Source organism: Blautia sp. AF19-13LB, from assembly GCF_003479105.1.
Lineage (GTDB): Bacteria > Bacillota > Clostridia > Lachnospirales > Lachnospiraceae > Fusicatenibacter > Fusicatenibacter saccharivorans.
This window is the reverse complement of the sequence record NZ_QUGO01000003.1, coordinates 164,774-187,068: the sequence shown is the minus strand read 5'-3', so window position 1 is coordinate 187,068 and position 22,295 is coordinate 164,774. Positions and strand designations below refer to the sequence as shown.

Here is a 22,295-nt window from a genome sequence, read left to right as displayed (position 1 = left end):
TCCGCCGAGGGGCTTTTTTGCCAGACATATCAAACTAACTCTGGAGGTAATTTTCACTATGAACCCAAACACCATTGATTCCATCATCAAACAGCTCATTGCATCCCACACCACCATTTCCACCATGGAAAGCTGCACTTCCGGTCTGATCGCCTCCCTGATCACCGACACCGAAGGCGCCTCCGCCATTTTCCCCGGCGGCTACGTCACGTATCTGAACGAAACCAAAGTCCTCGTCGGCGTCGACCCTTCCGTCATCGAAATCCACGGCGTCTACTCCCCCGAATGCGCCGAAGCCATGGCCCGCACAGTACAAGAAAACCTGCACACCGCCATCGCCATCGGAATCACCGGCACAACCGGAAATCTCGACCCCAACAACGCTGACAGCGTACAGGGCGTCGTCTACTTCTGTATTTTATACAAAGCCCAAGCCCACACCTTCACCTTCCAGACCAACGTCTCCGGCATGACCCGCCACGAAATCAAACAGCTTTACGCAGAGCAGGTCTTTGCCGAATTGGAAATGATCTTAACTTCTTCCTTATAAAAAGAATGCAGCTCCGTCTACGATCACCAGAGTCCCGTCCGTCTACCTCCACTCATGCGTCCGCAAATGCCCCGCGAGCTGCATATGGTCAAAGCTATTCTGCCGCAGTGCCTCGTACAGTACGATCGCCACGGAATTTGAAAGGTTCAGCGACCGAATATCATTAATCATCGGAATCCGCACCGCCGTCTCCTGATTATCGTACAGAATATCCTCCGGAATCCCCGCGCTTTCCTTTCCGAACATGATAAAGCAGTCCTCTTCATACTGCACATCCACATACGTCTGCGGCCCCTTCGTCGTCGCATAGTAAATCTTCGCCCCCGGATTTTTCTCCAGAAAATCCTCGTAACTCTCATACACTGTCACATCCAGCTTCGGCCAGTAATCCAGCCCCGCGCGCCTGACCGCCTTGTCCGAAATATCAAACCCCAGCGGCTTAATCAGATGCAGCCTCGTCCCCGTCGCCACACACGTCCGTCCGATATTACCTGTATTTGCTGGAATCTCCGGCTCATGAAGAACAATATTCAAATGTGCCATTTTACCAATCACTCCTGTCGTATATTTAAGCCTTATCTGCCAACCCGGTACATCTCATCCATCTGCGGCTTATCCAGATACCGGACCTCTTCCCCGTTCCGGAGAATCCTCTCCTTCCCGGATGTCGTCCGCCCAATCACCGCCGATGGAATCCCTTCGAGTGCCATTTTCTGCACCAGCCCCTCGCCGTCCGCCGCCGCAATCAGCAGCGCCCCCGTCGAAAGCATCTGATACGGATTCACCCCGAAAAATTCACAGATCTCCACCGTCTCCTGCTGGATCGGAATCCTCTTCAGCGCCACATCAAGCCCGATACCCGCGCCGTCCGCCATCTCCCAGAGCGCCCCGAAAATCCCGCCCTCCGAGAGATCCTGCATCGCAGCCGCACCGTGCTCGATCGCAATCTCCGCCTCACGGCAGACAGAGTAATCCTCCGAAAAATCCGCCGCCCCATGGATAAATCCCGGAGAAAATCTCGTCAGAAGCTCATCCCTTCTTGTCTTTGCCAGATAAGACACCGCGCCAAGCGCAATCCCCTTCGTCACGACAAGATCCAAATCCGCTGTCACACACGACGGATCAAACAGCCCAGCACGCGTTGTCCCGCCTGCCGCCGTCACGGTAAGCACCGGATACAAAACCCCGTCCGTCACCTCCGTATGCCCGCCGATCACCGCAGTTCCATACCGCACACACGCACCGTCAACCGCCCGCATCAGCTCCTTTAAATTCTTTTCTTCCATCGCCTCCGGCAGCATCAGCGACACCAGCACTCCTTTTGCCGATGCCCCCGCCGCGGCCACACTGTTGCACACCCGGCAGACCGCGAGCACCGCGTCCTCCGGATCCTTCACCAGCACCGGCGCACACGAAAACACCTGCGTCTCCTTTTCTCCTGCAAGTGCCGATACCCCACGTCCGACCGCCGGCCCTGCTGCGTCCTCTCTTTTCTGCCCCAGCATCTTAAACACCGAGCGTACCAGCACGCTCTGCTGTAATTTACCCTTTCGCATCCCTTGTCCTCCTCGAACTTCCTGTTTCAAACGAAAAAGCAGACGGAATCCGTACTCCTTTTCCCTCTGCTTTCCCATTTTTCACGGAAAATGTTACAGTTCACTGGTTCCCAGCGAATTGTAACATTCTCAGTCCTCATCGTCCTCCGTTTTCTCTGTATCGCTGCTGTCTTCCTTCTTCTCCGAAGAACTCGATGACGAACTGCTCTGGCTGTATTTCGCTGCAACTTCCTTTGCTTTCGCAAGATCATTTGCCGCAATCGCCGCCTGCATTTCCGCACGCGCCGCTGCATTGTCCGTCTTTGTTCCCACGGTATAGACATCCGATGTCATGCGGTAAGAACTGGAATTTACCTGCTCTCTCGTCTCGTTTCCGTTGTCATTCACAATTTTCCACAGACGCGCGGTCGAACCCTGATAGCCGTACGATGTCTGCTCGATGGATCCAAACGATGCATTCGCATCCTCTGTCAGGCTCTGCGTCGGATCCTCCGTGCTTGTCGTCTCGCTTTCGTAGCGTACCGTACGATTGGGATCTCTCGTCTCATGGCCGTAAATGGCAAAATGCAGCGTGCTGCCGTCCGCACTCGCCTCAATATAAATCGGTGCATCCGTATTATTTACGAATTTCAGATCTTTCAGTCCCTCTGCAATCGCCGCATCCATCGACGGATCCACATAGTGGACGCTCATGGAATGGCTGTACCGCTCCGTCACCTCAAGCTCTGCTTTCAGAACAGCAACATAAAGCGTTGTAGAAACCTGACAGATACCGCCGCCATAAGAGTCGACGACCTTGCCCATCTCATACGATGCTGCCAGCGCATAGCCGTTTTCTGCGTCAAATGGGACAACAACTGCCTCGACCGAAAATTCTTCGCCCGGCCAGACGATCGTTCCGTTGATTTTTTCCGCACCGACTGCAACGTTCTGCTTTCTTCCACTCGTGCCATTGCCGTACTCGGTTGTACCCTCGCCGAGCAGATCTTTTACGAGCGCCAGTTGCTCCGCATTGCCGCCCGCCGGTGTTTCTTCGGTAACCAGCTCCACGCCGCCGATGCCGCCCCGCCAGCTTGTTGTCAGATAGTTGACCACCTTCGTCGCGGACTCATCCACATTGACACTGCATCCGCTCTGCCCCGGATTGACAACAAACTCGCCGTCCTGGCGGGTCAGCGTCGCGTCTGTCGCCTCGCGGTTCAGCGCTGCCGTGCTGTTCTCCACCGCCTGGCGCGCTGCTTCGCCGTCCACCGTATACTTCAGAGGAAACGTCACCGTCTCCCCTTTTTTCAGTCTGTTCTGCGTCTGAAAACGCTTCAGTACATTGCCTTCCTGCCCGATTGTGACAGCTTCTCTTGCCACCTCCGGGTTTGCGCAGGAAAGTCCGAGATCCCCGGCTGTCACCTGTGCATTCTGCTCTCCGGCAGACAGATTGATGACCGATGGTTTCAACTGTTCGATTTTGTCGTTTACAGCCTGGGTGATCTGCTCCTCTGTCATGCCGCCGACGGAAATATCTTCCACATAGATTCCATCCAGCGCCGTTTTCTCATCCGCTCTGACTGGTTCCGCCAGAAAACAGAACGCAAACGCAGCGAACAGCACCAGCAGGCTCTTGATTCCTCTGTTGTCTGTCATATTATGCCTCTTTGTCTGTCAGAAATTATAACCCGTATAACATGACTGGAAGAACGGTTCCAAGAACCATCACAATGGCGATAATCAGCGCCAGGATTCTTGCCGCATTTCTCTTCTTTGCCAGCGGATCTTTCTTTTTGGAATTCTGTGTCGTCTGTGCAGAATTTTTGCGATTTACTTTATTGCTCATTGTTCCATCCTTTCTTCTTTGTTCTGTTTTTTCTCAGTTCTCTGTCGTTTTTCCATTCTTCCATGCGCCAGAATAATCTGATCAATCATGCGGGATGCACGGCTTTTCGTAAGTGCTCCCCACTCCGGTTCCAGCTTCAGCTCATGGTACCGGATCAGGTCTGCCAGATATTTTTTCTGTGCTTCCGTCGCCGGAACTTCGCGTTTCATTTTTGCCTTTAACGGTGCTGCTGCAAACCATTCCGGGTGCGCTTCCGCGAAATTTTCTTCCAGTTTTCGGAAAAGCGTCAGCGTTTCCAGCACATCATCCATCGCGCGGTGTGCGTGTTCCCGCGGGATCTGATAGTAGCCGCAGAGCGCTTCAAGGCTTCTGCTCTCCAGATCCGGCAGTGCTTTCCGTGCGATTTTTAAAGTATCCCACGCCTCTTTTTCAAACTCCAGACGGGCGTTGACGGCCGCCTGTTTGATAAAGCTGTAATCGAACAGAATGTTGTGCCCGAGAAGCGGCAGGTCACCGCAGAAGGTTAAAAATCCGCGGACGGCAGTCTCCACATCGGGCGCATCCGCGATCATCTCATCCCGGATGCCGGTAAGTGCGGTGATTCGCTCCGGTACTTTTCTCCCCGGATTTACAAACGTCTCATACGATGCAACAACCTCTCCGCCCTGCACCTTTACCGCTCCGATCTCCAGAATCTGGTCTTCCTTCACCGAAAGCCCTGTCGTCTCGAGGTCCATTACTACAAAATCTTGAATTTTCATACGTATTTTCCTTTTTCGGATCGCGTTTTGCAACGCAATATTAGTATCTCATGTTCTTTCGAAATGTCAAGCGTAAAAACCGCTGCTGCAGTCGATCATTTCCGCATTTCCGGTCAGCGGATCGCGCTTCTGATAATCAAACAGGATCACCCTTCGCGCCTTTTCCCCGTTTCCGAGCACATCGTAATCAAAAACTTCCACATGCGTCATGCGCTGCAGCTGCTTCCAATCGTATGTCGTATACGACGGCAGAAGCGTTCTCGTTTCGGCTTCCTTCTGGTAAAAATCACGCGATTCGTTTTTCCATTCCGACGGATCCTTTGCAAAATGCGGCCGCGTCTTCATATTTTCCCGCGCATACAGATCGAGTACCATCATCTGGCGGAAGAATGCTTCGTCCTGCTGTTTTTCGTCCTGCAAAAACCCGAGCAGAATTTCATACCGCTGAATCCGGTTATGTGCCGCCTCACTGTAGCCCTTTGCCCGGTAGAAATCGCCGAGTTCCTGGAAGAAATCGAACGGGTTCTCATACAGACGCTCGATCATCGGCAGTGTGTGGACGAACTGGCCGCTGTTGTAGTAGACTTCCACCATCTCCTCCACGTCTTTGAGCTTCAGCACATCGTCATACGGCAGCCATTTCGTGTACAGTACCTCATATGGTTCGCGCTCCTGATAATGACAGTCATATTCCTCGGTATGCTCATACATGAAAGAACCGCGCAGCACTTTCAAAAATCCCAGCTGTAACTGCTGCGGACGCAGTGCATAGACATCCGCAAACGAACGGCGGAAACTGTCATAATCCTCATACGGCAGGCCCGCGATCAGGTCGAGATGCTGATGGATGTTTCTTCCCTTCGCAATCCGGTTTACAATCTCTGTGACTCTTCCAAAATCCATCTTCCGGTGGATCGCCTCGATCGTCTGCGGATTCGTAGACTGAACGCCGATCTCAAGCTGTACCAGCCCCGGGCGCAGGGTATTTAAGAGTTCCAGTTCCTCCTCAGTAATCAGATCAGCGGCAATCTCAAAGTGGAAATTCGTCACGCCGTTGTCATGCTCCGCAATGAATTTCCAGATCGCCATTGCATGGTCTTTCTTGCAGTTGAACGTACGGTCCACAAATTTGACCTGCGGTACTTTCTGTTCCAGGAAAAAGGCGAGTTCCTTTTTGACCAGATCCAGATTTCGGAACCGAAGCCGCTTATCAATAGAAGAAAGACAGTAACTGCATGAAAACGGGCAACCGCGGCTTGACTCATAATAAATGATGCGGTTCTCGAATTTTTTCAGATTCGCATACGGAAAATCCACCTCGGACAGATCCATGACCGGACGCCACGGGTTGCTTTTGATGGCTCCTTCTGCATCACGGTATGTAATGCCGTGGATCTCTTCAAGCGTTTTCCCCTCCGTGCCGTTCTCCTGATTCTGGTAATACACTGCCAGTTCACGGAAGGTAATTTCGCCCTCACCCTTCATGATTCCGTCAAGGAACGGATACTGCTCCAGCATCTCCTCTGCATGGTACGAAACCTCCGGCCCGCCAAGCCAGATCTTTGTTTTCGGACTGATTTTATGATATTCTGTAATCAGATCCTCTACGATTGATATATTCCAGATGTAGCAGGAAACGCAGACAACGTCTGCACGCGCCAGAAACAGGCTTCGCAGCATGGAATCCTTTGACTGATTGATCGTAAATTCGCGGATCTCCGGGAACACGCCGGCTTTCTCCGCGCTCGCCTGCAGTGTATAAACTGCGAGATTGGAATGAATATATTTTGCGTTGACCGCAGTCAGAATAATTTTCATAATTTTTCTAATACTTCTCCTTGGTTCCTCTTTGCATATCTTTTATACTACCACATTCTCGAACGAAAATACACCGCCATTCCTCCAAAAGCACAATTTTTTCGCGATTTTCGATAAAACAGTTGCAATTTTCGCGAATCCATGTTATATTAACAGAGGTTTCCAACAGGAAATCAAAATGCCCAGATAGCTCAGTTGGTAGAGCAGAGGACTGAAAATCCTCGTGTCGCTGGTTCGATTCCGGCTCTGGGCATTTTTTGCTACACAAAAGCAGGATTCACATTTTTTGCCACAGCAAAATCCGGCAGAATCTCCTGTCTCCTATCGCAAAAAAACTCTGCACCGCATCCCCGGAAATTCCCGGATGGATACGGTACAGAGTTTTTTTCATCGCATAACTGCCCAAGAAAACATTTCGTTTTTACAGATTTTTGATGACCTCCCATGCTTCATCATCAAATTTTCTATCTCTGAAATAGTACTGTTTATCTTCTTCGGTAATCTTCCGAATGACTTTACACGGATTTCCTGCTGCAATCGACCAGTCCGGAATGTCCTTTGTTACAACACTTCCGCCGCCGATAACAACGTTATCTCCGATATGTACACCTGGTAAAATAACGGTATTTCCGCCAATCCAGACATTATCTCCGATGGTAACTTCAATGCCGTATTCATACGCACTGTTTCTTGCCGCCGGATGCACCGGATGACCTGCAGTATAGATGGCAACGTTCGGCGCCATCTGGCAGTTGTCTCCGATTTTTACCTTTGCCACATCGAGAATGGTGCAGTTATAATTTGCAAAGAAATTTTTTCCAACCTCAATATGAAAGCCATAGTCACAGTAAAATGGCGGATTGACAAATGCACCCTCGGATTTTCCAAACAGTTCTTTTACAATGGCTGCGATTCCGTCAAAATCCGAACGGTCGATGGTGTTCAGTTTCTGCGTCAGTCTTCTCGCATTCATCTGCTGCTCCATGACCTCTGCATCGGAAATGTACGGTAACTGTCTGTCTCTTCTCTCTACGTTTTTCATTATTCTGTATCCTCCCTGGTAATATTATTCACCCACTGATATTTTTTATAGTGTCTGTATACGGCAGGAAGCTTAATCATTTCATCCAGATTCAGCAGGAAATAAACGACCATGACCGTTGTTCCGATCGTAATCGCCGCATAAAAGAGATTCAGGACAAAAGAAATCTGTGTGGCAAGCGAAACTGCAGACAGGGAATTCTGGTCCAGCGTACCGACCATTAACGCATCGGACGCACTTACCAGTGCATTCATCAGATTCTGTACAACCATCGGGATCAGCAGTGCAAGAAGTTTCCGGTAGAATTCTGGATCTTTTTTCTTGATTTCCCTCTGATTTTTCATTTCTTTTTCCTTTTTTCTGTTTTATTCCATACACGTATATGTTATAATCATATTATCTTAGGTTTTGCGTTTTTTCTACGACAATATTCCTTATTTTTTATAATAATTGTACTTTTTCACGGAGGTTTTTATGATAAATGACCCAATTACAAAAGTCATGCAGGACGCATCCGAGATCATCCGCTACGATGAAGTCGGCATTCCGCTTTATATCCGGGAAGGACTGCTTTCTTCCTATCCAGATCACCGGGCGCTCTGCCACTGGCATGAGGATATCGAATGGGTACAGATCCGCTCCGGTCAGATGAACTACTATATCAATGGAAAAAGAGTCCTTTTAAACGCCGGGGAGGCGATTATCGTCAATTCCCGCCAGATGCACTACGGATATTCTGAAAACGGCCAGGAATGTGACTTTATCTGTATCCTGTGCCATCCGAAAATCCTCACCGCGAACAGCGTTCTGTACCAGTCTTATATTACGCCGGTTCTTTCGAATCCGGCTCTGGAATATCTTCATCTGAAGCCGGAAAATCCGGAAGATACTGAAGCGCTGCAGACCCTCCCGGAAATTCTCCGGCTGAAGAAGGAACAGCCGACCGCCTACGAAATCGAGGCTGCTGCTCTGCTTTCCCTTTTGTGGTGCCGTCTTTTGCGCACGCATCCGATGATACCGGACGGCAACACCGCCGTCTCACAGGATCCAGATCTTCTGATCCAGCGCGATATGGTTTCCTATATTTACAGCCACTACAGTGAATCCATCAATCTGGAAGAGATCGCCGCCGCCGGAAAAGTCTGCCGCAATAAATGCTGTCAGATTTTCCGCCGCTATCTTTGCCAGAGCCCAATTGATTTTCTGAATCATTACCGTCTGGAAGTAAGCTGTCATCTGCTAAACACAACCAAAATGTCCATCGCGGAAATCTGTACCGCATGCGGTTTCAATCATCAGAGTTATTATTCCAAAATTTTTCTGCGTACTTACCATTGTACGCCGAGAGATTTCCGGAAACGCGCAGAAGGCCTGCCAACATAACCTGATTTTTTTCTGTACACGTTTTTTTGTTAAAAAAAGGAAGAATTTTGCTAGACATTTTTCCGATCCCTGTTATAATAAAATTACAAAGGTGTTGCGCTAAACCTAACCAAAACACTATATTTTCCATTTATTTTACAAGGAGGATGACATGGTAAAAAAATTTGTCTACGGAACCCCATTTGAAACCGAAGCTGTCGTAAAAGAGATCCCCTCTTCCGAAGGAAACCCGGATTACGGTACCTTCTCCACCGAGAACGGCTTCTCCTTCACTACAAAGCTTGCTGACGAGGACATGGTATTCGGACTTGGCGAAGCCAACCGCGGCATCAACAAACGCGGTTTTCTTTACATCAGTGACTGCGCTGATGATCCAAACCACGTAGAGAGCAAAACCTCTCTGTATGCAGCACACAACTTCATCATCATCTCCGGCAAGACACACGTAGGATTCTTCTTCGATTATCCGGGCACCCTGCGTTTCGATATCGGCTACACGACTTCCGATACAATGACCGTTTCCTGCGAAAACGCAGATCTCTACGTTTACATGATCACCGGTGATTCCGATCTTGATATCGTAAAACAGTTCCGCGGCATCATCGGACGCAGCTACATTGCTCCGAAGTTTGCTTTCGGTTACGGTCAGAGCCGCTGGGGCTACAAAACAGAGGATGATTTCCGCACGGTAGTGAAAAAATACCGCGAAAACCATGTACCGCTCGATATGGTTTACATGGATATCGACTACATGCAGGATTACAAGGACTTCACCGTAAATGAAGAACGTTTCCCGGATTTCGAGGGCTTTGTACAGGATATGAAAAAAGAAAAGATCCATCTCGTTCCGATCATCGATGCCGGTGTGAAAGTCGAAGAGGGTTATGACATTTACGAAGAGGGCTGTGAAAAAGGCTACTTCTGCCGCCGTGAGGATGGATCCTACTTCGAAGCTACTGTATGGCCGGGCTGGACTCATTTCCCGGATGTCTTAAATGCCGATGCCAGAAAATGGTTTGGCGACAAATACGATGTTCTCGTTTCCAAAGGAATTGATGCCTTTTGGAATGACATGAACGAGCCATCCATCTTCTATTCCCAGGAAGGCCTTGCTGATTTCAAGGAGACTGCAAAGAAATATGTGGAAGGTGACCCGGAGGTTCCGCACTACATGGTAGGCGGAAAGCTTCAGGCACTGGCAAACAACCATGAGGACTATAAACGCTTCTATCACAACGTAAACGGCGAACAGGTCCGCCATGACAAGGTACACAATCTGTTTGGCTACAACATGACACGTTCTGCCGGTGAAGCTTTTGAACGAATTTCCCCGGATAAGCGAATCCTGATGTTCTCCCGTTCTTCCTACATCGGCATGCACCGTTACGGTGGAATCTGGACCGGAGACAACTGCTCGTGGTGGTCACACATCCTGCTGAACCTGAAGATGATGCCGTCCCTCAACATGTGCGGTTTCCTCTATACCGGAGCCGACCTCGGCGGATTCGGTGCAAATACCACAAGAGACCTGCTGCTCCGCTGGCTGGCACTTGGTGTTTTCACTCCTCTGATGAGAAACCATGCTGCACTCGGAACACGTGAGCAGGAACCTTACCAGTTTGAGCATATCGAGGACTTCCGCAACGTCATCGGCGTCCGCTACCGCCTCGTTCCGTATCTGTACAGCGAGTACATGAAGGCTGCTTTAAACGACGATATGTACTTCAAACCGCTTGCCTTCGTTTATCCGGACGACAAACTGGCAAGAAATACAGAAGATCAGTTGATGATCGGTAATGAGATCATGATTGCACCGGTTTACACTCAGAATGCCATCGGCCGTTATGTATATCTGCCGGAAGAAATGATGTTTGTAAAATTCCTCGGCAATGGAAACATGTTCCAGGAGATTCTTCCGAAAGGTATCCACTACGTAGAAGTTGCCTTGAATGAGGTTCCTCTCTTCATCCGCAAAGGCTGCGCAATCCCGGTTGCCGATTTTGCAGAATCCGTACCGGATATCAAAGAGGAAAGCATCCGCATGGTCGGATACGAAGGCGCTTCCTATGAGCGTTATACCGATGACGGAGTTTCCCGTATCTGATACAGAAAACAGTTTTTGAATCATCTCCCCCTTTGCAGGAGCTTCCCGGAGCCATCAGGTTCCGGAAGCTCCTGCAGTTTTTTCACGCAAAAAGGCGGGAACCCTCTATGTTTCTCCGGGTTCCCGCCTTTTTTCTTTTCGCTTTATTCTGTTTTAGGCAGCCGCACCTCTACGACGGCTCCGTAATTTTCATCCATATTGGAGCACGTAATGCTCGCCCGTTCGCCGTACATCAGCGCCAGGCGGCGTTTTATATTGGAGATGCCGACATGGTGACGGCCGTGGTAGATGATAGGCGTGTCGTTTTCGATTGCATCCAGTGCCTCTTTCGAAAATCCGTTTCCGGTGTCGGAAATACAGATGTAGAGGTACTCACCGTCCTCGTACGTCTCGTTTGTGAGATATAGGGAAATCTCACTCTTCCGGTCCAGGGATACACCGTGTACTACGGAGTTTTCCACCAGTGTCTGCAGCAGAAGAGACGGAACCTTCCATTCTCCGATATCACCATCCGTCGTTGCTTCAAAGGAAAAGGCTTCTTCTCCGTACCGCAGCTTCTGGATGCGGATATATGCCTCAATGTGTTCCAGCTCTTCCTCCACATCGCGCTGCTTCTTGGAATCCTGGAAAATGTAGCGCATATAGTCGGACAGCACCGTTGTGATCTCAACGATCTCGCCTTCGTTATTCTTATCCGCAATGCCATGGATCAGGCTCAGGCAGTTCAGAAAGAAGTGTGGCTTGATCTGTTCCTGCGTGTATTCCAGCTCGGCTTTCTGTTCGGCAAGCTCTTTTTCGTAGATCGCAATTTTCAATCCCTGTATTTTCCGCAGCAGTTCCTTGAATTTGCCGCTCACAGACTCCAGCTCTAACAGATTGTTGCTTCCATCGTCATTCAGACTCTGCTCTTTTTCCAGCTCCTCCAGTTTTTGTCCGAATTTTTCCAGCGGTTCCAGAATCCGGTGGTAATATGCTGTAATTTCCAATGCGCAGACAATCAGAAGAACCGCGATCAGGACGACGAATGCAATCTGCATAATCAGTACATTCTCAAGAATACCGCCTCCCGGCAGAACCATGAGATTGATTTTTCCGACCGTGCCAAGCTGGTAGGAATAGACCGTCGCATTTTTCTCTTTTTTCTCTCCCGCTTTGGAAAAATCGATAATCTCATTTTTATATTTTTCCGATGTGTCTGCCTGCGTCATCACGCGCCCTCTGGCATCTACCATAAACGGAATGACATCATACTCCTCTGTTTTGGCGCGGATGGTCCGGAAAATCAGATTCAGATTGATGACGCAGCCTATGACTTTTTTGTTTTTCGCGTACCAGCCGACAATATAGTCGTCGTCGCCAAACGTAATCACGGTCCATTGTGTGCTGATCGAATCCCTGGATGTCATAATCTGCAGATATGACATCAGCATCTGATTCAGCGTTGTCATTCCCTTACTCTCGGTAAACATAGTTCCGCTGTCCGTAATCAGAACATTGGCTTTCTGACCGTAGACAAAGAAGGTCTGTACCTCATGATAACGGATTTTCAGTACACGGTTTCGCTCTCGCAGCGTCTGCTCCATTTCATAATACTGAGCATCTGTCGATGTTATCTGATCCGGGATTTCTTTGATATTGCTGTCAGAATCCAGCAGATAGATCAGTTCACTGTTGATCTGCGACATATCACGGTTGATCTGATCAACATAGAGCTTTGCCGTATCGGCAATGTATTTATCTGCCAGCTTGCGGTTTTCCCAAATGCCCCAGAGCAGGCAGACAACAAGCCCCATCAAAACCAGAAAAACCGGAGTTCCAAGCCGCAGTGACGTATCTTTCATACTGCGTATTCGAACGCTATGCAGCATCCTTCGTTTTCCTTTCTGCCAGAGATTCATAAGCACATCCACCCCTCTTTTTTCTACAGAGCAACTGCCGGACGCCGCACCTTACCGTGCAGCTCCGGCAGTCATTTTACACTCACGGAATATATTTGCAGCTATGTTCTTTGTAACACAGCCCATTATATCACATTTTTTCGCTTTGTCCATGCAGAGTCCGTGTTTCACATGGTGAAAACAGGATTCTTTGTTACCGTTTGCCGGGTACCGGTGAGCGGTAACATTCTCTTATTCAGAAAAAATGTTCAGCAGATGTTCTGTATCTGCTCCTTCCCTTACGAATACCGGAATGATATCCATCGGTGCAGCAACCGTTACGTTCTGTCCTCCCTCATACTTTTCTCCGGTCCATGCGTTAAACCATGCCGTTCCATCCGGGAGATAAACCTCGCGCTCCGTTACGTGATCCTCCATCACAGGTGCAACATAAAGATCCGGTCCGAACAGATAGGCATCCTCCACATTCCAGCTTTCCTGATCTGTCGGGAAATCATAGAAAACAGGCCGCATCATCGGAGTTCCGTCCTCATGTGCTTTCTTCATCTGTGTCCGGATATAATCTCTCAGGCGCTCACGCAGGAAAATGTATTTCTTTGAAATTTCATATGCCTTATCGCCAAAGCTCCAGATCTCATTATCGCTGCCGGATCCGATCTGTTCTGCACCGTAGCCCTCCTGTGGGTTGCGGTTTCCGTGCAGACGCATGACAGGGCAGAAGCATCCGTACTCAAACCAGCGGATGTACAGACGATGGAAATCCGGGTCATCGGTTCTTGCGCCGTGGAAGCCGCCGATATCAGTGGTCCACCACGGAATACCGGCAACCGCCATGTTAAGACCTGCCTGTACCTGGCGCCGGAAGCACTCAAAGGTACTTACAATATCGCCTGACCATACGAGTGCACCATATTTCGCGCTGCCTGCCCAGGCAGAACGGATCAGGCTGATCGGCATGGTATCGCCTTCTGCCGTCATGCCGTCATAGAACGCTTTCAGATAATATTTCGGATAAATATTTCCGACCTCCTGTACGCTTCCGAGCTGATAACGGTAGTTCTTGAAATCATAAACGCTGTATTCCGGCTCTGCCACATCCAGCCAGAAGAGCTTGGCACCCTGATCATAATAATTTTTCTTGATCTTCTCCCAGACATATGTTCTTGCATCCGGGTTAGTCGCATCGAAGAAAACTTCATTTCCGCCGCAGAGCATCGTCAGCGGTACACCGTGCTCCGTGCGAACCAGATAGCCCTTCTCCTTCATCTCCTCGAAGTTTTCGGAATAAATGTCGACGGTCGGCCATACCGACACAACAACCTGAATTCCCATCTCCTTTAATTCGCGGCACATGCCCGGCACATCCGGCCAGTATTTCGGATCAAATTTGAACTCGCCCTGCTTCGTCCAGTGGAAGAAATCGACGACAATCACATCAAGCGGTACGCCAAGCTCTTTGTATTTTCTTGCTACAGACAGAAGCTGTTCCTGATTCCAGTAGCGGAGCTTACACTGCCAGAAGCCCATGCCATATTCCGGCATCATCGGCGGTTTTCCGGTCAGCGTCATATAATTCTCCTCGATCTCGGCAGGCGTATCACCTGCAATCACAAGATAATCGATCTCTTTCCCGGATTCCGTTACCCATTCCGTTCCATTATTCGCAAACATCACCTGTCCGACGCCCGGATTGTTCCATAAGAAGCCGTAGCCGATGCTGGAAAGATAGAACGGAACACTGACCTGTGAGTTTCTCTGTGCCAGCTCCAGCATACAGCCCTTCAGATCCAGCTCATGCTGCTGATACTGTCCCATTCCGAAGATTTTCTCACCTTTTCTTGCTACAAACCGCGCTACAATACGGAAATTATCCCCGACGCCGTTGCTGTACTCGCGTCCCATGATATTGAGCGGCATGCTTTCCTCATCGCGTAGACGGCGGAAATGCTCCTTTAACAGAACTCTTCCATCCTCATGATAGAACGTAATAACGCTGCCGGAATCGATCACTGCATGAAGCTTTCCATTTGTGATTTTTCCGTAGGAAGTATCCGTTCCCTCGTACATATTGGCAAAGGCTCCGCCTTTTGCTGATGGATCCTCAAAGATTTCAACCTCCCCCGCATGCGCATCCTTTGCTTCCAATGCCCAGTCACGGCCGGTAAAACTTCGGTTTTTTGTCGCGCGCACACGCAGTGCATCTTTCCCCCACGCTTCGATGCAGACGGTCTCGCCATCGTAGGAATAAATTAACTTACCCTCTTTTTCCAAAAACATGTAAAAATCCTCCTTTTGTCAAAAGCGGCAGGTCATTTCTGGCCTGCCGTTTCTCCTGCTGTTTTGCACCTCAAACATTGCCCCGCCGGATCAACGCCTGATTTTTACAGGTAATATTTTTTCTGTTTATTTTGTCAGATTTTCTTTGTATGCATTGTAAGCATCTGTCTGAATCTGAAGGAACTCATCAATACCCATAGCTTTCAGCTGATCGATGTAGGAATCCCACTCATCATCGATGCCGCCGTCTACTACCCAGTGCGCATACTGTGCTTCTACATATTTATAGATATCGGTTCCGATTGCCGTGATTCTGGAAAGGTCTTCGTCGGTATACTGAACCATCGGGAATCCACAGTTTTTCTCAGTATCAACGTATTTCTCATTGATTGCATCATCGGCCAGTTTGACACCATCGCCCTGTCCTTCCGGAAGAGAAACCTTGTCATAGAAATCCTCGTTCATGTATTTCGGACCAAAATCACGGAGGGAATTGGACCATGCAGAGGTATCAAGAGAAGATCCATCGCTTGGTACATCTACGTTGTAGGTTCCATCACCATTATCTGTGATCTGGCTTCCGATCGTACCATAGAAAGTCTGTAACGATGCAAGATCGGTGTAAAATTCATCCGCCCATTTCAGCAGGGTGTCAGGATCTTTACAGTCTTTGGAGATCATGAGCTCACGGTCGGAAATATCAAGGTAGTTGGTTGCTGCTTCTACGTAGTGATTTCCATCGTAGCCTTCTACTGCCTCAAGGGTCTTAAACTGATCTACGTTCGGACCAACCTGAGCATCTGCAGTCCATCCAAAGATAAGACCTACCTGAGAACCGCCATCTGCCTGCTGTTTTGCTGTCTGCATGGAGCCATCCTGAGTGAAGTACTCCGGATCAACAACGCCCTCTTCCCATAACTGACGCATCCATTTTACTGCTTCTTTGTAATTTTCTTCCATCGGCATGAAGACCGGTTTTCCTTCGCCATTCAGTCCCATGTAGTTTCCGTCACGGCTTACCATGGTTCCGAACGGGGAAAGGATGTGACGCAGATCGCCGCTTAACAGTCCGCTGCTTGCTGCATTTGTGATACCGATCTCGTTGGTCGGATCGCCATCGCCGTCAGCATCTTCTGTCGCAAATTTAACAAGAACCTCTTCCAGTTCTTTATAGGTCTTCGGAGTTTCCAGTCCTAAGTTATCCAGCCATTCCTGGTTGATGCACATAACATCGCCGCAAACCTTCAGACGAAGCGGAAGCTTCTTCGGTAAGCTGTAGATTCTTCCGTCACGGCTGGTGCAGACTGCTTTCAGTTCCGGATCAGCCTCAAAGGCTGCTTTCAGGTTTGGCATATCTTTTTCGATCAGATCTGTCAGATCCAGGAATGCCGATTTGTTCTGTGCCATATCTGCCTGTGTTAAGCAGATGGAGCCAAGAAATGCATCCGGGAGGTCTCCGGAAGCCAGCAGCAGAGATTTCTGCTCGGACCAGTCACTGTTGTAATAAACCTGCCAGTCGATGTTGATATTCATCTTGTCCTCGATTTCTTTCATGACGCCTTCATGCAGGAAATCGGTCGGCCAGGTATCGGTCCATCTTACTGTTGCAATTTTGTAGGTTGGGCGGTCACTGGTATCTGTCGTGTCACTGGCAGAAGATTCTGTCTTTGCAGAACTTGCTGCAGTGCTTCCACTCGTACTTTCCGTTCCTCCATTACTTCCACATCCTGCAAGCAGTCCAGCTGCCATTGCGGCCGAAAGAGCAACGCTCCAGGCCATTTTTGTTTTCTTTCGCATCATCATCTCTCCTTTATGATTTTTTATTTGCAATACTTCTCTCCTGTCCGCAGGATCAGCCTTTCAGTGATCCGAGCATAACACCCTGATTGAAGTATTTCTGCACTAACGGGTACATACACATGATCGGCGCGGAGGAAACCACGATGATCGCGTATTTGATGAGGTCGGCCATCTGCTTTGCCTCAACGGCTGCAGCGCCGGTACTCATGGCACTCATGGTCTGATTGCCGACCAGAATGCTTCGAAGGACAATCTGCAGCGGCTGCAGACTTTCGCTTCGAATATAAATCAATGCATTAAAGTAGGAGTTCCACTGTCCTACTGCTGCCCACAGAGCAATAACAGCGATAACGGCTTTGGAAAGCGGAAGCACAATCTTGAAGAAGAATCCAAGGTATCCGCATCCATCGAGCTGCGCCGCCTCCCAGAGATCCTCCGGGATACTGTTATTAAAGAATGTTCGTCCTACGATGATATAATACGTTACAACGGAGAACGGAACAACCATAACCCAGAAGGTATCCAGCAGATGAAATCTCTGTACTGCCAGGTAGGTCGGGATCAGACCGCCGGTGAAGAACATCGGGATCAGGTAAAATGCTGTGAAAAATCTTCTTCCATACAAATGCTTTCTGGAAAGCGCGTAGGAAGTCGGAACATTGACAACGAGTGTCACAAGCGTTCCCATAATTACGTAAGCAATCGTATTACGGTAGCCGGTCCACAGCTTTGCATAGCTCGCCAGCTGTTTGTATCCTTTGAAGTTAACTCCTTTCGGAAGGAACATAATCTGTCCGTTGGATACGGCTGCCGGATCACTGAACGATGCAATGATGATGAAGTACATCGGATACAGGGTGATGATGATCAGAAGCACGCCGATCGTATACAGGATGATATCGAAAATCCAGTCTTCTCTGGATTTCTTTACTTTATTTGTTGATACTGCTTTTGCTTTACTCATATCTTTGCTCTCCATTCCTATGTAGGCTCAAAATTCTGTCAGATCAGTGAGGTATCACTCATTTTACTGGAAATGAAGTTGACTGCCAGAAGAAGAATCAGGTTGATAATGTTGTTGAACAGGCCAATTGCAGCGGAAAGGCTGTACTGGCTGCTCACAAGACCCATCTTATACACATAGGTGGAAATGATCTCACTTGAGGTACTGTTCAGTGTATTCTGCAGCAGGTAAACCTTCTCAAATCCAACGCTCATGACGCTTCCCATTCTCATGATAAACATGATGGTTGCCGTCGGCAGCAGAGCCGGAACATCGATGTGGATCATTTTATGCCATTTGTTGGCGCCGTCCATCGTTGCCGCTTCATACAGGGTCGGGTCTACAGAGGAAAGTGTTGCGATATAGAGGATACTGTCCCATCCTACATGCTGCCATGCCTCAGACCATACATAAATGTGTGGGAATGCTTTTGCACTTCCCATCAGGTTCGGGAGCTTGAATCCAAGCAGTCCGACCAGCTTTGCGATAATACCTGTACTCGGGGAGAGGAACAGAATCAGCATTCCGGCCATAACAACGGTAGAGATGAAGTGCGGCAGGTAAGTCGATACCTGGAAGAATTTTTTAAATTTCTGTGCCTTCATCTGGTTAACCAGCAGTCCCATGATAACCGGGAGCGGGAATGTTACCGCGATGGTGTAAAGACTGATGATGATTGTGTTTTTGATGGTCAAACCGAACTGATAGGAGTTAAAGTACTGTTTGAAGTATTTCAGTCCAGCCCAGCTGCTTCCCATAATTCCATCCGCAGGTGTAAAGTTTTTAAATGCAATCACAATTCCGTACATCGGGTAGTACGTAAACAGTGCAAAAATGATAATGGAAGGAAGCATCAGTAAATATAATGGCCTGCTTCTTCTCACTCCCTCTACAAATCCTATGGAGCTTTTCTTTTTGGTTTTACTATGGTTGGCGCTCACATATCATCCCTTCTTTCCTTTAGATTTCTTTTTCTCGTCTCAACCGATGAACATATTATACAAAAACTCGCCTCATTTTTCTAACATTTTCCGGCAGTCTGTATATTAAAAAAAAGACGTTTTCGCAACGTCTTTTTTTAAGTAAAATCTGTTTTTTGTTATCTATCACGTTTTTTTGTTATTGACACCATTTTTTTGTTATTTCTGACGGCTCCGGTATTCATTTGGCGTACATCCAACCAGCTCCCGGAACGTTTTACTGAAATAGGAAAAATTTCCGTACCCGACTTCCATCGCAATTTTGCTAATCGGCAGGGATGATGTGCGCAAATATTCTTTTGCCCGTTCAATTCTGCGCTCGGCGATATAATTTGGCAACGACATTCCCGTCGTTTTCATAAAAAGTTTGGAAACATAATCTTCCGAAAGAAAGACTTTTCCTGCCAGCACCGGCCGTGAGAGATCTTCTCCCAGATTCTGTTCAATATATTTTTTCAGCTGATCCACCACATTGTCGCTGTGTGTTTCGCTCTTTTTCTGTCCCTCCAGTACAGCAAACAGATATTCGATAAATTCCCGGCTTCCAACTACAGAAAGACAGGCTTCTCGTCTTCTGTGCTCGAATTCTTCTCTTTCAAAAATCTGTTCAAAAGCGATTCCACGGTCTTTTAAATAGCCATAAACCGTCTGAACCAGTTCTCCGATAAAACGAACGGTAAAATCTTTTCGCATTCCACCCGCAGCCCGGCGCTGTGTAATATAGCCCTGCAGAGATTTCCTTACCTGCTGCACAGAGTCCGTCTGCTCCATTTCTGCAAGATACGTTTTCCAGGATGGCTTTTGATATTCACGTTCCACAAAGTACCAGCGGTCTTCGTACAAAATTCCTGTCTCATCCGGCACGGCGTATTTTTCGATTTCTTCCAGTTTATCCCGGCTTTTTGGAATCTCTTCCAGCGTAACGGGTTTTCCCATATAGGTACAGAATCTTGCCGGAACCGCACCGGAAAGACACTTTCTCCATTCCTCCAGCTTTTCTTCATCCCCTGCATTTCGGATCACGTTCCGCAGTACAATCGCCCACTCCAGATCACTGGCATGGACAATGGCTTCCACACGCCGCCCTCTTGTTTCAAAAAATTCTGTCGTGACATTCTCAATCACAAAATTCTCCAGACTGATTTCTTTTTTATAATATTCTTTCGAAGGAATCTCCAGAACACGCAGCTGGATCAGGCAGAATTTTTCTTCCGGATCGTCATATTTCTTTTTTGCCTGCTCGATCCAGTATTCTTCCTGCATACACTGGATCAGAAGATCTTCCCATAGTTTCTTTTCTTTCTGTTCTGTATTTTCCTGTGCTTTTGTCTTCTGCTGTTTTTCCTTTACAATCTCGACCAAACGAAGAAGCGCGATTTCCAGATCTGTATTGGAAATCGGTTTCAGAAGATACTCTCTGGATGAAAGTTTCAGCGCCATCTGTGCATAGGCAAAATTTGCATAACTGCTCAGGAAGGCACATTCGATATCCAGTTTTTTATATCGGATCCATTCGAGCAGTTCCAGCCCGTTTCCCTGTGGCATGTCGATGTCACACAAAAGCATTTCGATTGGATATTCTTCCAGCAGTTTTTGCGCCTGGCGGATATTGTTTGCCGTAAAAACCATATCGATTCCGATTTTACTCCAGTTCACAGTCTCTTCCAGCTTATCGACCAGCAGCTTATCATCATCCACGATCAGAATAGTAATTGCCATAAAAAAGCCCCCAATATTTTTTAAGGCCAGCCGGCAGATTCCACTTACATAGAATATTCTGCCAGTTGGCCTGCTTAAAAACTATTATATCCTTTTTATTCTTTTCCGTCAAAGCAATAGGTACACATTTTGCACTTCGGCAGTCCAATGGATTCTACCAGATCATCGAGGCGGTGATACCGGAGGCTGGTAAAGTTCTGACGGCGGCAGATTTCCTGGCACATGGATTCGTAGCGGTCGCTCTTCGGATCTGCATATTCCTCCAGTGTTTTTTCTGCATTTTCTCCTTCTTTTTCGAGGATGATCCGTCTGGTAATCAGATCAAGCTCGGATTTGGAACGGGAAAAGTTCAGGAACTTGCATCCATACAGCAGCGGCGGGCATGCCGGGCGGACATGAACTTCTTTTGCACCGCTCTGATACAGAAACTCAGTCGTCTCCCGAAGCTGTGTACCGCGCACAATGGAATCATCAATCAAAAGCAGCTTTTTCTGATCGATCAGTGCCTGTACCGGAATCAGTTTCATGCGTGCGATCAGGTTTCTCTGCTCCTGATTGGTCGGCATAAAGGAACGCGGCCAGGTCGGAGTGTATTTGATAAACGGTCTTGCAAATGGAATTTTAGACTCATTGGCGTAGCCAATCGCATGGGCGATACCGGAATCCGGCACACCGGCAATGAGATCCGGGTGAACATCACTTCCCGCATCACGTTTTGCAAGCATGGCACCACAGTGATATCGCATCTCCTCGACGTTAATCCCCTCGTACGATGCTGTCGGATAGCCGTAGTAAACCCACAGGAAAGAGCAGATTTTCATCTCCTCCTGCGGCGGAACAAGCATCTCCACGCTCTCCGGTGTGATAAAGTCGATCTCTCCAGGTCCCAGTTCATGATAATCGGTATAGCCAAGATTCAGGTAAGCAAAATTTTCAAAGGAGGCACAGTAAGCGCCCTCTTTTTTACCAATGACAAGTGGCGTACGGCCTTTTTTATCACGGGCGGCGTAAATTCCGTCTTTCGTCATCAAAAGCAGCGTCATGGAGCCATCCACCACATCCTGCAGATGACGAATACCTTCCGTAATCGTTTTTTCGCTGCAGATCAGAGATGCTGCCAGCTCTGTGGCATTGATCTGTCCGGTGCTCATTTCCTGGAAATGCGTCCGTCCGTTTCCATAAACATTCTCCAGGAGCTTGTCCATGTTGTTAATCTTTCCAACGGTTGTAATCGCAAAGCTTCCAAGATGTGACTGGATCAGGAGCGGCTGCGGTTCATAGTCGGAAATGCATCCGATACCAAGATGGCCTTCCATCTCTGCTACATCGCGCTCAAATTTTGTACGAAACGGGGAATTTTCTATATTGTGGATTGCACGGCTGAAACCATTTGCTCCATAGGTCGCCATTCCTCCTCGTCTTGTACCGAGATGAGAATGATAATCTACTCCATAAAACAGTTCCAGCGTACAGTCTTCTCTTGATGCAACTCCAAAAAAGCCTCCCATTTGTCGTTTACCTCTCTTTTGTATTTTTTCTCCCTTGTGATGCGAAACGTATCGGTAATTCGGGCCAT

The 22,295-nt window shown here is 48.3% G+C and carries 18 protein-coding genes and 1 tRNA gene; 4 read left to right on the top strand and 15 right to left on the bottom strand.

Going from position 1 to position 22,295, the window contains the following annotated elements:
• Nucleotides 1-58 precede the first annotated feature (58 nt).
• A complete protein-coding gene (locus DWX32_RS04550; RefSeq protein ID WP_022461605.1) occupies nt 59-550 on the top strand; it encodes a CinA family protein in 492 nt (163 codons plus the stop codon).
• A 42-nt stretch (nt 551-592) separates the two neighbouring features.
• On the opposite strand, the gene trmL is transcribed toward DWX32_RS04550, so the two are convergent.
• The 6 genes from trmL to DWX32_RS04525 form a co-directional block, all read right to left on the bottom strand.
• Entirely contained in the window at nt 593-1,093 is a 501-nt protein-coding gene (trmL, locus tag DWX32_RS04545; RefSeq protein ID WP_117802093.1) for a tRNA (uridine(34)/cytosine(34)/5-carboxymethylaminomethyluridine(34)-2'-O)-methyltransferase TrmL, read from the bottom strand.
• A 32-nt stretch (nt 1,094-1,125) separates the two neighbouring features.
• A complete protein-coding gene (locus DWX32_RS04540) occupies nt 1,126-2,106 on the bottom strand; it encodes an AIR synthase-related protein (protein WP_158579554.1) in 981 nt (326 codons plus the stop codon).
• Nucleotides 2,107-2,235: 129 nt separating this feature from the next.
• On the bottom strand, nt 2,236-3,744 hold the full coding sequence (locus DWX32_RS04535; protein ID WP_118659331.1) for a VanW family protein: 1,509 nt from the start codon (nt 3,742-3,744) through the stop codon (nt 2,236-2,238).
• A 25-nt stretch (nt 3,745-3,769) separates the two neighbouring features.
• Nucleotides 3,770-3,934 (bottom strand): hypothetical protein, encoded by a 165-nt coding sequence (locus DWX32_RS19505; RefSeq protein WP_158579553.1) that lies wholly within the window; start codon nt 3,932-3,934, stop codon nt 3,770-3,772.
• Nucleotides 3,931-4,695: a 3'-5' exonuclease gene (locus tag DWX32_RS04530; RefSeq protein ID WP_243037554.1), complete on the bottom strand. Its 765-nt coding sequence runs from the start codon at nt 4,693-4,695 to the stop codon at nt 3,931-3,933. The genes DWX32_RS19505 and DWX32_RS04530 overlap by 4 nt, the downstream gene beginning before the upstream one ends.
• A 66-nt stretch (nt 4,696-4,761) precedes the next feature.
• Entirely contained in the window at nt 4,762-6,513 is a 1,752-nt protein-coding gene (locus DWX32_RS04525; RefSeq protein WP_118659330.1) for a B12-binding domain-containing radical SAM protein, read from the bottom strand.
• 180 nt (nt 6,514-6,693) lie between these two features.
• Between DWX32_RS04525 and DWX32_RS04520 the strand changes: the two genes are divergently transcribed.
• A tRNA-Phe gene (locus DWX32_RS04520) sits at nt 6,694-6,766 on the top strand.
• Between the two features lie 168 nt (nt 6,767-6,934).
• On the opposite strand, the gene DWX32_RS04515 is transcribed toward DWX32_RS04520, so the two are convergent.
• Nucleotides 6,935-7,555, bottom strand: coding sequence for a sugar O-acetyltransferase (locus tag DWX32_RS04515; protein WP_022462409.1), 621 nt, complete (start codon nt 7,553-7,555; stop codon nt 6,935-6,937).
• A complete protein-coding gene (locus DWX32_RS04510) occupies nt 7,555-7,899 on the bottom strand; it encodes an MATE family efflux transporter (RefSeq protein WP_117509327.1) in 345 nt (114 codons plus the stop codon). Before DWX32_RS04510 ends, DWX32_RS04515 begins: the two co-directional genes overlap by 1 nt.
• 130 nt (nt 7,900-8,029) lie before the next feature.
• Here DWX32_RS04510 and DWX32_RS04505 point away from each other — a divergent pair, with 130 nt between their 5' ends.
• Both DWX32_RS04505 and DWX32_RS04500 read left to right on the top strand, forming a co-directional pair.
• The gene (locus tag DWX32_RS04505) at nt 8,030-8,938 is read left to right on the top strand and encodes an AraC family transcriptional regulator (RefSeq protein ID WP_118659329.1); all 909 of its coding nucleotides are present in this window, start codon (nt 8,030-8,032) and stop codon (nt 8,936-8,938) included.
• A 151-nt stretch (nt 8,939-9,089) separates the two neighbouring features.
• Nucleotides 9,090-11,042 carry a glycoside hydrolase family 31 protein gene (locus DWX32_RS04500; protein WP_118659328.1) on the top strand — a complete coding sequence of 651 codons (1,953 nt, stop codon included), beginning with the start codon at nt 9,090-9,092 and terminating at the stop codon, nt 11,040-11,042.
• A 143-nt stretch (nt 11,043-11,185) separates the two neighbouring features.
• Here DWX32_RS04500 and DWX32_RS04495 read toward each other — a convergent pair whose 3' ends face one another.
• From DWX32_RS04495 to DWX32_RS04465, 7 genes are all read right to left on the bottom strand, one after another.
• Complete coding sequence (locus tag DWX32_RS04495; RefSeq protein ID WP_118659327.1) at nt 11,186-12,940, bottom strand: sensor histidine kinase; 1,755 nt, start codon at nt 12,938-12,940, stop codon at nt 11,186-11,188.
• Between the two features lie 231 nt (nt 12,941-13,171).
• The gene (locus DWX32_RS04490) at nt 13,172-15,217 is read right to left on the bottom strand and encodes a glycoside hydrolase family 31 protein (protein WP_117804699.1); all 2,046 of its coding nucleotides are present in this window, start codon (nt 15,215-15,217) and stop codon (nt 13,172-13,174) included.
• Between the two features lie 126 nt (nt 15,218-15,343).
• Nucleotides 15,344-17,014, bottom strand: coding sequence for an extracellular solute-binding protein (locus DWX32_RS04485; RefSeq protein WP_158579552.1), 1,671 nt, complete (start codon nt 17,012-17,014; stop codon nt 15,344-15,346).
• A 55-nt stretch (nt 17,015-17,069) separates the two neighbouring features.
• Nucleotides 17,070-17,981, bottom strand: coding sequence for a carbohydrate ABC transporter permease (locus DWX32_RS04480; protein WP_118659325.1), 912 nt, complete (start codon nt 17,979-17,981; stop codon nt 17,070-17,072).
• A gap of 38 nt (nt 17,982-18,019) precedes the next feature.
• Nucleotides 18,020-18,961 carry an ABC transporter permease gene (locus DWX32_RS04475; RefSeq protein WP_243037553.1) on the bottom strand — a complete coding sequence of 314 codons (942 nt, stop codon included), beginning with the start codon at nt 18,959-18,961 and terminating at the stop codon, nt 18,020-18,022.
• 198 nt (nt 18,962-19,159) lie between these two features.
• Nucleotides 19,160-20,719 (bottom strand): response regulator transcription factor, encoded by a 1,560-nt coding sequence (locus DWX32_RS04470; protein WP_117813791.1) that lies wholly within the window; start codon nt 20,717-20,719, stop codon nt 19,160-19,162.
• A gap of 95 nt (nt 20,720-20,814) precedes the next feature.
• Nucleotides 20,815-22,227: an amidophosphoribosyltransferase gene (locus tag DWX32_RS04465; protein WP_117813789.1), complete on the bottom strand. Its 1,413-nt coding sequence runs from the start codon at nt 22,225-22,227 to the stop codon at nt 20,815-20,817.
• Nucleotides 22,228-22,295 lie beyond the last annotated feature (68 nt).